This window comes from Kitasatospora sp. NPDC004799 (assembly GCF_040609095.1).
Classification (GTDB): domain Bacteria; phylum Actinomycetota; class Actinomycetes; order Streptomycetales; family Streptomycetaceae; genus Kitasatospora.
The window spans coordinates 1-14,095 of record NZ_JBEXJK010000216.1; the positions used below are offsets into that span (position 1 = coordinate 1).

12 protein-coding genes and 3 pseudogenes are annotated in these 14,095 nt (G+C 69.8%); 6 read left to right on the forward strand and 9 right to left on the reverse strand.

All coding sequences use genetic code 11. The annotated features are described in order from the left end of the window. Window positions 1-237: pseudogene (locus tag ABZW03_RS24760) on the forward strand (peptidase S41); the annotation flags it as partial. A 302-nt stretch (window positions 238-539) separates the two neighbouring features. Beyond that, the gene (locus ABZW03_RS24765; protein WP_355262237.1) at window positions 540-1,865 is read left to right on the forward strand and encodes a radical SAM protein; all 1,326 of its coding nucleotides are present in this window, start codon (window positions 540-542) and stop codon (window positions 1,863-1,865) included. Between the two features lie 49 nt (window positions 1,866-1,914). On the opposite strand, the gene ABZW03_RS24770 is transcribed toward ABZW03_RS24765, so the two are convergent. Both ABZW03_RS24770 and sph read right to left on the reverse strand, forming a co-directional pair. Next, on the reverse strand, window positions 1,915-2,730 hold the full coding sequence (locus ABZW03_RS24770) for a thioesterase family protein (protein ID WP_355262240.1): 816 nt from the start codon (window positions 2,728-2,730) through the stop codon (window positions 1,915-1,917). Window positions 2,731-2,882: 152 nt separating this feature from the next. Next, window positions 2,883-3,866, reverse strand: a complete 984-nt coding sequence (sph, locus tag ABZW03_RS24775) for a sphingomyelin phosphodiesterase (protein ID WP_355262243.1) — start codon at window positions 3,864-3,866, stop codon at window positions 2,883-2,885. 474 nt (window positions 3,867-4,340) lie between these two features. Between sph and ABZW03_RS24780 the strand changes: the two genes are divergently transcribed. After that, the gene (locus ABZW03_RS24780) at window positions 4,341-4,694 is read left to right on the forward strand and encodes a hypothetical protein (protein ID WP_355262246.1); all 354 of its coding nucleotides are present in this window, start codon (window positions 4,341-4,343) and stop codon (window positions 4,692-4,694) included. Continuing rightward, window positions 4,694-6,211 carry a hypothetical protein gene (locus ABZW03_RS24785; RefSeq protein WP_355262248.1) on the forward strand — a complete coding sequence of 506 codons (1,518 nt, stop codon included), beginning with the start codon at window positions 4,694-4,696 and terminating at the stop codon, window positions 6,209-6,211. Before ABZW03_RS24780 ends, ABZW03_RS24785 begins: the two co-directional genes overlap by 1 nt. A 308-nt stretch (window positions 6,212-6,519) precedes the next feature. Here the strand turns inward: ABZW03_RS24785 and ABZW03_RS24790 are convergent, their stop codons facing one another. Next, window positions 6,520-7,434, reverse strand: coding sequence for a hypothetical protein (locus ABZW03_RS24790; protein WP_355262251.1), 915 nt, complete (start codon window positions 7,432-7,434; stop codon window positions 6,520-6,522). Between the two features lie 368 nt (window positions 7,435-7,802). Here ABZW03_RS24790 and ABZW03_RS24795 point away from each other — a divergent pair, with 368 nt between their 5' ends. Beyond that, window positions 7,803-8,576 (forward strand): hypothetical protein, encoded by a 774-nt coding sequence (locus ABZW03_RS24795; protein ID WP_355262254.1) that lies wholly within the window; start codon window positions 7,803-7,805, stop codon window positions 8,574-8,576. 31 nt (window positions 8,577-8,607) lie between these two features. Here the strand turns inward: ABZW03_RS24795 and ABZW03_RS24800 are convergent, their stop codons facing one another. The 3 genes from ABZW03_RS24800 to ABZW03_RS24810 all read right to left on the reverse strand — a co-directional run bounded on the left by ABZW03_RS24800 (window position 8,608) and on the right by ABZW03_RS24810 (window position 11,138). Beyond that, window positions 8,608-8,781 (reverse strand): hypothetical protein, encoded by a 174-nt coding sequence (locus ABZW03_RS24800; RefSeq protein WP_355262257.1) that lies wholly within the window; start codon window positions 8,779-8,781, stop codon window positions 8,608-8,610. A 544-nt stretch (window positions 8,782-9,325) separates the two neighbouring features. Next, the gene (locus ABZW03_RS24805; protein WP_355262259.1) at window positions 9,326-9,742 is read right to left on the reverse strand and encodes a hypothetical protein; all 417 of its coding nucleotides are present in this window, start codon (window positions 9,740-9,742) and stop codon (window positions 9,326-9,328) included. A 43-nt stretch (window positions 9,743-9,785) separates the two neighbouring features. Beyond that, entirely contained in the window at window positions 9,786-11,138 is a 1,353-nt protein-coding gene (locus tag ABZW03_RS24810) for a hypothetical protein (RefSeq protein WP_355262262.1), read from the reverse strand. 680 nt (window positions 11,139-11,818) lie between these two features. Between ABZW03_RS24810 and ABZW03_RS24815 the strand changes: the two genes are divergently transcribed. Beyond that, entirely contained in the window at window positions 11,819-12,487 is a 669-nt protein-coding gene (locus ABZW03_RS24815; RefSeq protein WP_355262265.1) for a hypothetical protein, read from the forward strand. A gap of 86 nt (window positions 12,488-12,573) precedes the next feature. On the opposite strand, the pseudogene ABZW03_RS24820 reads toward ABZW03_RS24815, so the two are convergent. The 3 genes and pseudogenes from ABZW03_RS24820 to ABZW03_RS24830 form a co-directional block, all read right to left on the reverse strand. After that, window positions 12,574-12,747: pseudogene (locus ABZW03_RS24820) on the reverse strand (FAD-dependent monooxygenase); the annotation flags it as partial. A 143-nt stretch (window positions 12,748-12,890) separates the two neighbouring features. Beyond that, complete coding sequence (locus ABZW03_RS24825) at window positions 12,891-13,646, reverse strand: hypothetical protein (RefSeq protein WP_355262268.1); 756 nt, start codon at window positions 13,644-13,646, stop codon at window positions 12,891-12,893. Further along, a pseudogene (locus ABZW03_RS24830) lies at window positions 13,547-14,095 on the reverse strand (hypothetical protein); the annotation flags it as partial. The pseudogene ABZW03_RS24830 and the gene ABZW03_RS24825, both read right to left, overlap by 100 nt.

Consider the following 14,095-nt stretch of genomic DNA (forward strand, 5'->3'; position numbering starts at 1 on the left):
GTGTGGACGTACGACCTGCTGCGCGTCTGGCTGCCCGAGCTGCTGCCCGCCCTGCCGCGCGGGGCCGGCTTCCGCGTCGCCCTGCGCCGCGCCACCCGGGCCGGGGCGAGCATCGGCGTCCCGCTGGAGGACTTCGGCGTCGCGGCCGACCCGCTGCACCGGCTGACCAGGCGCGACGTCCTCGGCCACAACGAGGACCTGCTGGCGGCGGCCGCCGCGCTGCTGCACCGGGCCTAGCACGAGCGTTCAGGACGGACGTCTAGGACGAGCGTTCAGCATGTATGTCCAGGACGAGCGTCCAGGATGCACGTCTGGAACGCAGGTCCAGGACACATATCCAAGACACATGTCCAAGACGCAGGTCTAAGACGCAGGTCCCGTTGATCATGGTCCCGTGGGCCGAGGCGCGCTGCCGCCCCGGCCCGCACCATGGACCGGTCGACCGCCCCCCGGCCGGGCCCGGTGCACGAACGGGTGCGTAAGGGGGACCAGAATGGGCTGGGCGCCGTGAGGACGGGGCCAGGAAGGAAGACCAGCGCATGGAGAGCCAGGCCCGCAGCCGCACCGCCCTCGTCGAGGAGCTCATGGAGCGCTATCCCGACGTGCCCCGGGAGGCGGTGATCAAGGAGGACCTGCTGCGCGGCGGCATGGCCTTCGACGAGTCCGCGCTCAGCGGCAGCGCCGGTGCCGACGGGGGCGGCGAGGTCAAGCCGAAGTCGTACTTCATCTTCTCCTTCGACCACCGCACCCTGCCCGAGCTGGGCGCCGCCGCCCTCAACCGGCCGCCGGAGGAGGTCGTGCTGACCGGCGGGCCGTACGGGCTGCGCCGCACGGTGGTGTCGGTGCGGGTGAACCCGGACTCGCCGTACCGGGTCGGCGCGGGCGAGGACGGCACGCTCGGCCTCTACCTGGACGGCGACCGGATCGCCGACGTCGGGCTGCCGCCGATGCCGGACTACTACCGGCACACGCTGGCCAACGGGAAGTCGGTGATGGAGGTCGCCCCGACCATCCAGTGGGGTTACCTGATCTACCTCACGGTGTTCCGGGTCTGCCAGTACTTCGGCGCCAAGGAGGAGTGCCAGTACTGCGACATCAACCACAACTGGCGCCAGCACAAGGCCGCCGGCCGCCCGTACACCGGGGTCAAGCCGGTCGAGGAGGTGCTGGAGGCGCTGGCGCTGATCGACCAGCACGACACCGCCCGCGCCTCCCAGGCGTACACCCTCACCGGCGGCGCGATCACCTCGCACGTCGGCGGCCGGGACGAGGCCGACTTCTACGGGCAGTACGCCAAGGCCATCGAGGAGCGCTTCCCCGGCCGCTGGATCGGCAAGGTGGTGGCCCAGGCGCTGCCGCGCGAGGACGTCCAGCGCTTCCACGACTACGGCGTGCGGATCTACCACCCCAACTTCGAGGTGTGGGACAAGCGGCTGTTCGAGCTCTACTGCCCGGGCAAGGAGCGCTACGTCGGCCGGGACGAGTGGCACCGCCGGATCCTCGACTCCACCGAGGTGTTCGGCCCGGAGAACGTGATCCCCAACTTCGTCGCGGGCGTGGAGATGGCCGAGCCCTTCGGCTTCACCACGGTGGACGAGGCGATCGCCTCCACCGAGGAGGGCCTGCGCTTCTTCATGTCCCACGGCGTGGTCCCGCGCTTCACCACCTGGTGCCCCGAGCCCACCACCCCGCTCGGCAAGGCCAACCCGCAGGGCGCGCCGCTGGAGTACCACATCCGGCTGCTGCAGACCTACCGGGCCACCCTGGAGGAGTTCGGCCTCTCCTCCCCGCCCGGCTACGGCCCGGCCGGGCCTGGGCAGGCGGTCTTCTCGGTGAGCTCCTTCATGGACTCGCTGACCGGCTGAGCGCCCGCGGTGCCGCCGCCCGGGGTTCGGTCGGCGGCACCTGGCTCCGTCAACTCCCGTTCAGCGGGCGGACAGTGAGGATCTGCTCGGCCCGGCCGACCGGGCCGTGGACGTCGTGCAGCACGGTGCTGGTGATCCCGTGCCCGGCCGGGCCGAAGCTGACGGCGGTGTCCAGGCCGGTCCAGCGGCCCTCGGGGCGGCGGTGGAAGTGGATCGTCAGGTCGGTGTTGGGGAACATCCACTCGGTGGGGTCCTGCCGCACCGCGATGCCGTTGGCGGTGTCCACCAGCATGACGAAGGCGGCGTGCGGGCCGCTCGGCTCCCCCGCGACCAGCTCGACCGGGGTCGAGATCCAGGCGGCGGCCCGGCCCGGGGCGGTGGGGCGGTGGCGGACGTCGATCGAGGCGATGTAGCCGCCGCCCCACACCCCGTCCATCGCCCAGGGCTCGAACTCCTCGGGCCCCGGCAGCGGCTCGTCGTGGGTGCCGGCGACGGCGGTGGTGTCCAGCTCGGCGAGGAACCAGGCGCGGGCCCGGACCACGGCGCGCCCACCGATCACCACGGTGGCCTCGATCAGCTCGATGGTGCGCCCGGGGCGGACGGTCTCCACCGTGATCTCGAACTCGTCGAGGGCGATCAGGCCGAGTATGTCGAAGCTGATCCGGGCCAGCGCCAGGCCGTCGGCGGGACGGCCGTCCCCCCGGTCGGCCCGGTACCGGTCGATGGCGTGCACGATCAGGCCGCCGAGCGGGCTGAAGTGCTGCTCGTCGGGGTGCCAGGCGCCCTGCGCCTGCACGGTGGGCTTGTAGCTGTTCTCGCCGGTGCGCTGGTAGTAGCTGTCGGGCGCGGCGGTGGGGGTGGACACGGGCGCTTCTCCTCGGGCCGGATCGCTGGCTGCCGGGCGGGCGCCGCCGGGGTACGACGGCGCCCGACCTCGGCGTTCAGGATCGTAAGGGGCCGAACCGCCCGCGCGGTGTCACGGGTGACGCATCCCACACCGCCCGGGGTTCCGGGCCGTCAGCGCGCGGCGAGCGGGTAGTGGTCGGAGAGGTCGGTGTAGGTGTAGCTCTTGCCCCAACTGCTCACCGTCCAGGGCGCGCTGTGCACCCGGACCACCTGGTTGGCGTACTGCTGCGGGCGGGCGTGGTCGGCCCGGTAGAGGACGTAGTCGAGGTCCTCCTTGGGCTCGCCCGGGTAGCGGTAGGCGGCGATCGAGTTGTCGACGGTGTCGAAGGAGTACGGCCAGCCGGTGCGCTCGGTGGCCGGGGCGAGGTTCCCGTTCGTCAGCAGCGCCGGGTACTCGGAGCCGTGCGAGTCGATGTTGAGGTCGCCCGCGACCAGGACCGGCTCCTCGGCCGGGATCCGCTTGGCGTCCAGGAAGGAGCGCATCGCGGTGAGCTGCTTGGCCCGGACGTCCGCCGCCTGGCCGCTCGCGCAGCCCGAGTCGGTGGACTGCAGGTGGGTGCCGACCACGTGGGTGCGGCGGCCGTTCACGTCCAGCACCGCGTAGACGAAGCCCTTGTTGGAGAACCAGTCCGAGCCGCAGGCGTCCTTGAAGACGAACTGCTCCTTGCGCAGGATCGGCCACTTGCTGAGCAGGGTGACGCCGCCGTCCTCGGGGGTGGTGGAGCTGTAGCTGCCCGAGGTGGCGTCCCAGCCGCTGGTGGAGCGGCCGACCACCGGCGTGTGGTACGGGTACGCGGCGGAGGCCTTGGCGGTCAGCGCGTCGGAGGCCGCGTTGTCGAAGGCCTCCTGCAGCACGACCACGTCGTGGCCCTGGAAGAAGTCCGCCGAGGCGATGGCCTGCGCGCGGTACTGCTGGCCCCAGTTGGGGTAGAGCGAAGTGCTCATCAGGAACGTGTTGTAGGACAGCACGTCGAGCGGGGGCACGGCCGCCGGGGCACTCTCGGCCGAGGCCGGGACGGCGCCGAGCACGGCGAGGACGGTGGCGGCGGCGCCGGCGCCGGCGCCGAGGGCGCGGCGGACGGACGACAGGGACATCGGGCCTCCGTGGGGGGCGTTGTCGTGGACCCGTCGGGTCGAGGGATGTTGTCCATCCAACTCAGCCCTCCGCACGGCCCGCAAGACATCCGGCGAGCATTCGGTGAACTCGCCGGTAACACCGCCGCCGCGACACCCCGTCAGCGCGGCAGGCTTCCAGGACGTCACGGTCTCGTCGGACACCCCGTTCGCCCTACTCGTTGAACGGCCGAACAGTTCCCACGATGAGCCGCACCACCTGTGACGGCGGTGGAGAGCGGTGGCTGGGACAACCGGACCTTCCGGTTGGGCGCCGACATGTTGCTCCGACTCCCGCTCTCCCACTGCCGACACCGGTGCCGCTGGCGGAGGGGAGTCCTGGTGCGACCTACCCGTTCGCACGGTCGGTCTACGGGTGGATCGACGGCACGCCCGCGACGTTCGAGTCAGTCGTCGATCCGCCTCGCCGAGGGCCTGTCCGGCTTCGTCACCGCGTTGCAGAGCATCGATGCCTCGGAAGGGCCACAGCCCGGCAAGCACACCTGGTTCCGTGGAGCGACGCTGCGGACCTACGAGGCGAAGGCGCTCGGCGCGCTGCTGTGGACGACGCTGGTCTTGTGCGCCAACAGCCTGGGCAAGGACGGTCAACAACAGCAAAGTCCCACAAACGGGGATCTGTGCGTCTGCCTGAAACACTCCCGCGGAGCCGATCGCCTCCGCCAGCTCACCTACAGCAGTAGATCGAACCTGGCCGAGGTCACGAAGGCGGAGCAGGCCCTGACGGTCGAATACGAGAGGCCTTGCACTTCCCGTATCCCGAGGCGTCGGTCAGCCCCGACGACCTCCTGATGGCACTGTGCGTTCCGGGCGGGCCGGTCCAGCTGTGGAACGTGCCCGAGCAGCGCGAGGTCCCGCTCTCCGGGGCTCCCGACGCCACCGCGCAGCAGTGCCTGGACCAGGCCGTCGGGTTCTCACCGGACAGCCGCCGGCTGGCGGTCGTCGACGGCGGGGGCGTCCGGATCTGGGACATCGCCTCGGGAACGGAACTTCCGCGGGTCGAACACGCCGACCTCAGGGAGGCGTCGTTCAGCACGGACGGAACGCTCATGGTGGCGTCGGACGGCAAGGAGGTGCTGCTGTGGCGCCTCGACATCCCGTCGGTCCCGCTCCTGCGGCATCCGCTCGCCAACACCGACGCCGGCCAGTTCAGGCTGGATCCGGACGGACACCGGATCCGCTACCTGGAGGGCTCGACCGGAGCCGCGGTGCGCACCATCGACCTCACGAACGTCCTCGCCCCGGCCTGGACGAGCCAGCCGGTCGCCGCCGCCGCGTTCAGCCCGGACGGCAGCATGCTCGCCACCCTGGTGTCGTCCGAGGGCGACCACACGCACCGCATCCGACTGCGGGACCTCCGGGGCGCGGGGCACGTCGTCGACCTGCCCGTCCTGTCCTGCCTGCCGCCTCCCGAGGGCAGACGGCTCTCCTTCTCCTGCACCGTCCTCATGGCGTTCCGTCCCGACGGGCGGGCCTTCGCCTACGGCATCGTCGACCACAGGCAGCCGACCTCACCACCCAGAGTGTCCGTCTGGGACGTCTCCGCCGGCCGCACGACCGCGACCCTGGACCTCGCGGCTCCCGAACGGCGTGCGGTGGACGACGTCAACGCGATCGCCTTCACACCGGACGGAAGCTCGCTCCTGGTGTCACGGATGCCGCAGGAGGAGGCCCTGGAAGTCTGGGACCTGCCCCGACGGGCCAGGACCCGGATGCTCTCCGGCCTCGGCGGGGAGCAACTCGCCGTCCGGCCGGACGGACAGCTCCTCGTCACCTCCCACAACCAACTCGCCGACCTGCCGTCAGGCCGAGGGGCCCCTCGTACGCTCACCCAGAACACGACCCGCACCGTGGCGTTCAGCCCGGACGGCACGTACCTGGCCACCGGCGACGAAGCCGGCCGCGTCACCCTCTGGGACGGCAACGCCGAGCGGAACCTGGGCATCCTGCCCGGCGCCTTCCCACCCAACGCCGCAGGGGCGCTCGACCCCATCTCCGCACTGGCCTTCTCCCACGACGGCCGCACCCTCGCCGCCGCGGGCACCGACGGCACGCTACGGATGTGGGACCTCGCATCCCGCCAGCCGCTCGGCCCCGCCCTCCCCACGTCAGGAGGCGCCACCCTCTCCCTGGCGTTCGGCCCCGACGACCGCACCCTGCGCGCAGCGACCGAGCACGCGCCCGTACACGAGATCACCATCGCCCCGGACCGGGAGGCCGCCGACATCTGCGAACGAGCCGCAGGCGGACTACCGCAAGCCGACTGGGACACGTACCTCCCCGAGGTGCCCTACCAGAAGACCTGCTGACCCCGATGCGCAGACCGACGGCTCTGCCGTCGGCAGCGCCTGGCCCGCCGTTCATGCCCTGGCGCCCGGCGGCAGTACCGGACGGCGCACGAGTACGCCGAGCACTGTACGGATGGGGCAACTGAGCTTGCCGTGTAACGTCCACCGTCGAACAGGAAGGCGTGGCGATCGCCCCTCTGCGCGGCCTGCCGGAAAGACGCCGGCCTTGCGCTCGCCCGTGCGGGGGCGGGCCGACTGGCCTGCCCCCGCACCTTCCTGTCGTCAGAGAGCTCGCGGCACCCGGGTACTGCTTCCAGAGCGGCTTGTCCTCACGGGTTGTCCGTCCTCAGGACCCATCCCATGTCGGCGAGCGTCTGAGAAATCGGGACGTACCACATCCCGTGGAAGCACCACGGCGTTCGATATCCACCGTCAGAGGTCGTTCGACCGGCACACTCCTGTTCCTTCTCGAGCGACGTGACGGTTCCGCGGGCCTGGACCTTGTTACCGTTGTCGACGATCGCGACGACAGGTCCACCGCTGTCGCCGTTGGCAGCGGCGATTTCGTTCGGATCCGTCTGAACAGCCTCGTCAGCGAACTTCCGCCAGACGCCGTTAGGCCCTAGGATCTGCCGATCCACTTGCGCGATGCGGATATTGCAGTGCCCTCCCGAGTTGGCGGCGGATTGGCACACATAGTCGCCTACGTTGTTGCCGCCAGAGCCCGAGACCTGCATGGCATAATCGGTGCTATCGTTCCACGGGCCGCCATAGATGTATCCGCCCGATTTCTGGGTGTCGCGCGGGACGATACCGATCGTGTCATCGGCGGCATTTCCGTCGCCCTCGTTGGCGTAGCCCATGTACTGCCGGCTGTACCAGGTGTTGTATGAGCCTGCGCCGCAGTGCCAGGCGGTGGTGACCAAGCTCTTGTACATGTCCGCGGGCTTGTACACGCCGAAGCCGGTGGAACAGATGGTCCCACCCGGAGTCTGTACGCCAGCACCGCCGTACCACGGTTCGTGGTCTGCGCCTCGCGTCAGGTCCACAACCGTCGCCTGGTGGTGGGCGCGGACTTCCACACCGGCAACGGCAGACGCGATGGCCTCCACCTGTGGCGTCAGTTCTTCGGCGGAAGGCGGCGCAACGAGCGTCCCGGGCATCCGTTCGTCGTCCGCCTCGTAACCGAGGTCGAGGCCACTGCCGTCAAGCGACGGTCCGATGCTGTTGATGGGGAGCGCCATCCCCCGACATGGCGATGGCCGGAGCAATTGCGGACACCGACGCCAACAGGGCAGTGGCTAGAACTATCCACTTCCGACTGGAGTTGCCATTTTGAGCCACTCTATTCCCCCATGCGGGACACAACCAGCCGTCGCGAGCGGTCCTGCGCCGGAGCCATACTTCGGGGCGAACTCCCATGACACCTCAAATAAAATCCCCAGAAGCACCTTTGCTCGCCCTTTCGGGCATAGCAGTCGAGGATTTACCATCTCTTGACAATAAGGTCTCCGCGGGTTTTGGGCGCTTTGCCCGGCAAGTATCATTTCCCGCCCGGTTTGACTTCGCGCACGCCGTACCGCAAGCATGGCCATGACCGCAGGGAGGGCCCGTGGAGCAAAGTACCGCCCGTCAGATATCGAAGCGCGGACGGCGAACCCGCTTGGCCGCGGTAGCCGCCGTGGCCGTTCTCGGAAGCGGCTTCGCGATCAACGCATGGCTGAATCGGGCTCCGGAGCCCAAGGTGCACGAGGGCCCCGTGCCGGCCCAACTGCTGGTAAGCGCCGACGGCCAGACCCTGACGCTCAACATCGGCTGGAGTTGCGAGAAGAAGCCCGAGCTCGTGGCCCACGAGACGGCTGACTCGGTGAAGGTCTCCCTACGGCACACAGCCGCCCCGGGGTTCTGCGATCCCGGCGGGATCGGACGCATCACAACCCACCTGACAAAGCCGCTCGGCCCCCGAACGCTGTACGACACAGTCGCAGGCAGGCCCGCCGTCCACTTCGATGAGCGCGATCTTCTCCGGCCGACCTACCTACCCGAGAACTACTACCCGTACCCGGCGGCCAGGATGGTCGAGTTGCCGGGCCTGGATCCGCTCCCGTCCGACATTCCCGCCTGGGCCAGCGGGTACCAGCTGGGAACGGACCCTCAGTCCGGATGGTCCCTGATCATCAGCCAAGCCCTCCGCAGCGGCCCTCTACCAGTTGGTCAGGTCGCCGGCGTCAACAAGCACCCTGCGTCGATCACACAGACGAATCCGTCTCTTGGACCCCGTTCCCTGACATGGTCTGACGGGACCTACACCTTCAGCATCACCACCGGCGGCCCGACATTGCTCTCCGCCGAAGAACTCATTCGCGTTGCAGAGAGCCTCAAGTAGCTGCCCCCACCGGAACCCGAGACTGCACCGGTCAGGGCAGAACGACCTCGTCGACGAGGTGTTCGACCGCGGCGAGGCCGTGAGCAGGCAGCACCGCGCCGTTGCCTTCCCGGATTGTGGTCGCCGGGGTGGGCCCCACCAGCCCGATGCCGATGTGAGGGACGGGGGCGTCGGTCGGCCTGCTGATCCGTACGGCGTCGACCACGACGAGGGGGTGGCCCAGCGGATAGCTGCACGGAGGTCGCCCTGGCCGCCGTGCTGGCCCGCGCGCTGGCCGGGCGCAGGGCCGATCTGGTCTATGGCGCCTGACCTGCCCGACACCGCACACGCCTGGGCCGAGGTCCCCGGCGGTGTGCGGCGGGTCGGGGCATCGGGGACGCCGCTGCCCAGACCGCGGCCTGCCGTCTCGTCCCGAAGGTCGTCGCGAAGTCGACCTCCAGGTGATCGCCGCCGGTGCGGCGTACCTGCACCCCGCGCGGAGGGAACGGTCCCGGCTCGCTCCGGTGATCAGAGCAGGCCGGCCGGCCGCATTTGGTCGGCGCTTACGCAGGCCTGGTGGGACCTCCGGCCGGGGCGCATCGGCTTGGTGACCAGACGGGACCGAAACACGGCCCCCAGCACTCGGAATGGGTGCTCAGGCAGGCCTGTTGACGGACGCTCCTGAACGCCGTGGGGCTGTTCGTGAGTCGATCAGTTCACAGGGTGTGGCTCTTCTGCCGGCCCGGCGGAGGTGCCACACCGGGTGATGCCTATTCGTCCTCCTCGTCCTCCTCGGACTCCGCGCTCCACCACAGGTCGATCCGATAGGTTTCCAGGGTCTCGTGGTGGGCCGCGAAGACGGCAGCCGGGTTGAGTTGGCTTGCCTGTGTGGCGAGTTGGGCACGCAGGCTGTTCTGCTGGTCCTCGGCGGTCTGGCGTCCCTTCCAAGAAACGCGTCCTTCGTAGACTTTGGGGCACGGCAGCTGGAAGTCACCGGCGATCTCAGGTGAGAACGCGCGGATGACCACACATCCTGTCGGTGTCTCGAGTTCAACCTCGCGTTCGCCCTCGGCTCCCCAGTCGCCGCCGGTCGCTGCCGGGCCGTCCCACACGCGGACCACGATCTCGGCGGGAGCGCTGCCCTGGAGGCTGAAGAGGTAGATCCGAGTACCGGTCCCGGCGACCACATCTCGTTCACTCTTGCGCCGCCGCGGTGTCCCAGGACAGCGCTCAGTACTTCTTCAGCCCGACGTGGTCGACGATGAACCGGCGGGTGTCGCCGTCGAGCGCGAAGTAGATCCGGCCGACCTCGCTGGGAGAGGTCGCGTCGCGGACCTTGACGTGGGGGGTGCTGTTGTAGGTCTTTCCCTGGTACTTGAACTCGCGCAAGTCCCGGTGGGTCTTGAGGTACTGGTCGCTCATCGCGACGGTGAGCCCGTGCTCCTCCTTGAACCAGGTGTCCAGCTGAGGCAGGGAGTGTGCGGAGTCGGCGCCGTACAGGTCGACCGCCGCCCGGGCCAGCCGCACCAGGTAGTCGGTCATCTCCTGCTGGTAGGGATAGCGGGAGTTCTTCCAGGTCCGCTCCGCGGCCTCGGTGAACACGATCCGCTGCTCAGCGGCTGCCTCAATGGCCCGATAGGTCGCGGCAGCGTCCCGGACCTGTAGTGAGGGGATCTCCTCCCACAGGTCGGTCTCGGGGGCGACCGACGTCCTGGCCTTTTCGTACGCCTCGCGCCAGTAGCGGGCATCCTCGCGGAACCGCCCGGCGTCAGCCGCCTCGTCCTTGTACTTGTCCCGTTCCCTCTCCAACTGCTCGGCCTCACCGAAGCAGAAGGCGACTTCTTCCTTCAGCCGGTCGATCGTGGCGTTGAGGGCGTCGATCTCCCGTTGCTTGTCTCCGCTCTCCCGGGCGCGGACCAGCTCTGCCTCCGCCCGATACGCGGCGGCACGCTGGGTGGCCCGGCGGGCCCGGGCCCAAGCGGCGTCCGTACCGCGAGCCGTGACCGATGCCTCCCCGAGCAGTTCCATCCAGCGGGCACGGACCGCCTCGCCCTGGCCCTCTTCGAGTTCCTCGCGGGAGCAGGTCACCGGTGCTCCGGCCATCCCCGGCCAGAGCAGGACGGCTCCCCCGGTGGGGACGGCGATCGCGGGCGCGGCCCGCCGCAGGAGGCCCACTGTGAAGTAGTTGAGGGTCACGACCTGTACCAGGCCGACGAGTTGGTCGGCCAGTCTGGACGCCGCCTTCCAGGCGTCGTCGGTGCGAGGCCAGAGGACCGCTATCGGCAGCCGAGCCCGCTTGGCCAGGGCCTCCACCAGAACGTACGCGGTCGCCTCGTCCCTGATCCGCTCGTACCTTCCGTCCGCCTTCTGGCCCAGGACGCTCAGGCCCAGCGCCGGGTCGCGCAGGACATTCCTGATCAGTCCAGGACGGGCCACCGTGGCAACGTCGGTCTGTCCCACCAGCCAGCCGTCCAGCACCTCACGCCCCATGGCCACCCGCAGGCCGGCACGCTGCGGACCACGCGAGACGGTGATCCTGGTGACGAACCGCGCCGCCGGATGGCCCTGCAACGGCTGGGTCACCTCGATGCGGACCGCATCCTCACTGCCATCACCCTCGACTTCCCACCTGACCGTCCGCGCTCCGCTGCCGGCCCACCGGGGCGGCAGTTCAAGGCCTCCCGGCGACCGAAGCCACTGCCCTGAAGCGGCGGATTGGTCCGCAGGCCGCAGCCATGCGGCGCAGTGGCCGAGAAGAGCCGTGAACGGGTCGGTCGATGTGTCCCCCGCTATCGCGTGCACGTCGAAATCCGTCACATACAGCGTCTGCATCCCGCACCCCTGTCCAACCCCCGGCCGTCATCGGCACGACAGGCTAGCGTCGGCGCCTCGACCGGTGCGAGCCGACGGCCCCCGCCAGTCGGCGAGGCGGAGTGGTCAGCACCGAAACGGCAGGCCGACTGCGGGCTGAACCGGTTCCGTGAACCGACCGGCGCCTGGGCCGATTCGGCCACCCGAACGGGATGCCGCTGCATACCGACCATCAGCGTGTGGGAGGGCGCCCAGCAGGGCGCCGTCCCTGCCCTCGCAGCGGCTGGCGATCGTCGGGGTCCTCCAGCGCCGACGCTTCCGACTCTGCTGTAGCCAGTGCTTCGTGGATGTGATTGTTTACAGGTGAATCACGACTCAGCTGCAGGACCGACACCCTTCGGGACTCGTCGCTACGGTTCCCCTGTCACATCTGTCACGTCATTGGGGGGACCATGCGTCGTACCGCCATCGCCCTGTTCGCCGCCGCCACCGTCCTCGGCCTGGCCGCCTGCGACCCGAAGGGCTCGGCCGGTCCCGGGGCCAGCACAGCGGCTGCCCCACCAGCGGCCGGCACCCCGTCGGCGGCCGGCACCCCGTCCCAGACCGCACCCTCCAGTGGAGCGCCTGCCGGTGCCAGGACGGTCACGCTCCCCAACTTCGTCGGCATGGGGCTGCAGTCCGCTCAGGATGCCGCGCAGAGTGCCGGGTTCTCCGTTCTGACCAGCCACGACGCTCTCGGCCGCGACCGCAACCAGATCTCCGACCGCAACTGGAAGGTCTGCACGCAGAACCCGGCTCCGGGCGACCACCCCGCCACCACGAAGATCGACATGGGGGCGGTGAAGCTGGACGAGAGCTGCCCGTCCCAGGACCAGGGCGCCAACGGGCCCGTCAAGGCAGGGTCCACCATGCCCGATTTCAAGGGCAAGGCCGTGTCGGTGGTACGGGACTCGCTGCCGGGTAACACGTCGATCAGTGCCAAGGACGCCGGGCCGAAGGACCGCGCCATCCTGGTGCAGTCGAACTGGCAGGTGTGCAGCCAGGAGCCGGCCCCGGGCACCGCGCTCACCGGCCAGCCGGTCAGCGTCAAGGCCGTGAAGTTCGGCGAGAACTGTCCGTAGCGGAACGCTCGACCTGCTCTGCCCTGGGCCCACCGGGTCCGGGCCGCCCGGTACGGGAACGGCGAACCCGCTCCGCCCGGCCACCATCAGGCTCCGCCGTTCGCGGTGAACATGTTGATCAGGCCGCGGGCCGTGTTGTCGTCGGCGTCGATCCTCTGGAGCTCGACGCCCTCGAACACGGCGGCCTCGACGTCGTCGGGGTGGACGGCGAGGGCGTGGCCGAGTTCGGCGCCGTCGAGCATGGCCAGGTTGGCGCCCTCGCGGCGGACACGCGAAACGGGACTGCCTCACCACGGGCCGCTGCTCGGTCAGCACGGTGGGGGAGGAACTCGGGACGTTGGGAAGGTCCCGGTCGGAAAGACCTTCGACCGGCTGAGGTCATCGGCTGCGAGCCGGCGACGTGCTACTGGGGGCGGTGGCCGGTGAGCTGTTCCCACCGGTCGAATTCTGCGTCCAGCTCTTGACGCGCGCGGGGGATGCGCGTGTCCGACTTCTGGCGGGTCTTCACTTCGTCCAGCCGCTCCTTTGCCCGCTCCTGACCGGCCGTGTCGGCTTTCGCTTCGCGCAGTTCGGCCTCGGCCTGAGGTATGAGCGCCCTCCGTTCGACTCGGGCCACCTTCTCAGCGACGGCGGCGTTGAACACCGCCACGACGAACCGGCGGACCTCTGCCTCCTCGGTCTCCTCCAGGGAGACGGACACCACTTGCTGCCGACCGTCCGGTAGCGCCACGTAGACGTGGCCGACCCGGCCCGAGTACTCGTCCCGGACTGAGACCTTGTGCAACGGGCATTCAACGTCCAGCCCGTCCACCTCTACCACCAGCACGTGCTCGTACAGCCGCAGAACATTCCCGATCGAGGATTGGAGCATGCCCCTCCCGGGTGACCGGAGCCGCGCCAGGCGAGCCTCCGCCTGGGCGATGCGGCTCCGATGAGCCTGCTCGGCCGCTCCGACACCTGCGCGGGCCGCGACAAGTTCGCGGGCCGCGGTACGGCGTAGCCTGTGCAGCTTGCTTCTGGCGTTGTCCAGGTCGCGCCGCTGCCCGGCGTACTCCGTGCTCAGGGCATACCGCCAGCCACCGGGGTAACGCTGCCGCAACCAGAGCGCCGCACCGCCGACCACCAGGACGGCCAGCACCGTCCAGACGACATACTCCATCGGCCCATCCCCCTGCTCCAGCGACCGGCGACTGCCCGGCCAGGCCCAGACCGGATCGTACGAACCGCCACAGGCCCACGCACGGGGAATCCGGAAATACCGCCCCCGGACAGGCGTGCGCGGCTGAGAACGCGCCGTAGCTCGAGGCGGGCGGTGGTGCAGGCCTTGGCTCCGCGCATGGTCCCGAGCACGCCGTAGGTGACGGTGTCGTAGGCCTGTTCGGCGAGGGTGCGGAACGCCGCGGCGGCGCCGTCGAAGTCGCGCGCGTTCAGGCGTTTCCAGAACTCGGCTTCGACGGCGGGCCAGTAGCGGGCCGCGGCGTCCGCGGCCCAGGTGCAGTCGCGGATCTTGGGGGCCGTGGTGAAGCCGGCCCAGGCCTTCTTGACGGCCCGGTCGAGCCGGTTGCCGTAGCGCTCCCCCAGGACGCGCAGGCGGCCGATCTCGACGGC

What these genes read in the sequence shown, in the direction of transcription:
- ABZW03_RS24785 (WP_355262248.1), top strand. Translation starts at nt 4,694, where the DNA reads ATGGCACTGTGCGTTCCGGGCGGGCCGGTCCAGCTGTGGAACGTGCCC.
- ABZW03_RS24815 (WP_355262265.1), top strand. Translation starts at nt 11,819, where the DNA reads ATGCGTCGTACCGCCATCGCCCTGTTCGCCGCCGCCACCGTCCTCGGC.
- ABZW03_RS24765 (WP_355262237.1), top strand. Translation starts at nt 540, where the DNA reads ATGGAGAGCCAGGCCCGCAGCCGCACCGCCCTCGTCGAGGAGCTCATG.
- ABZW03_RS24825 (WP_355262268.1), bottom strand. Translation starts at nt 13,646, where the DNA reads ATGGAGTATGTCGTCTGGACGGTGCTGGCCGTCCTGGTGGTCGGCGGT.
- sph (WP_355262243.1), bottom strand. Translation starts at nt 3,866, where the DNA reads ATGTCCCTGTCGTCCGTCCGCCGCGCCCTCGGCGCCGGCGCCGGCGCC.
- ABZW03_RS24790 (WP_355262251.1), bottom strand. Translation starts at nt 7,434, where the DNA reads ATGGCGCTCCCCATCAACAGCATCGGACCGTCGCTTGACGGCAGTGGC.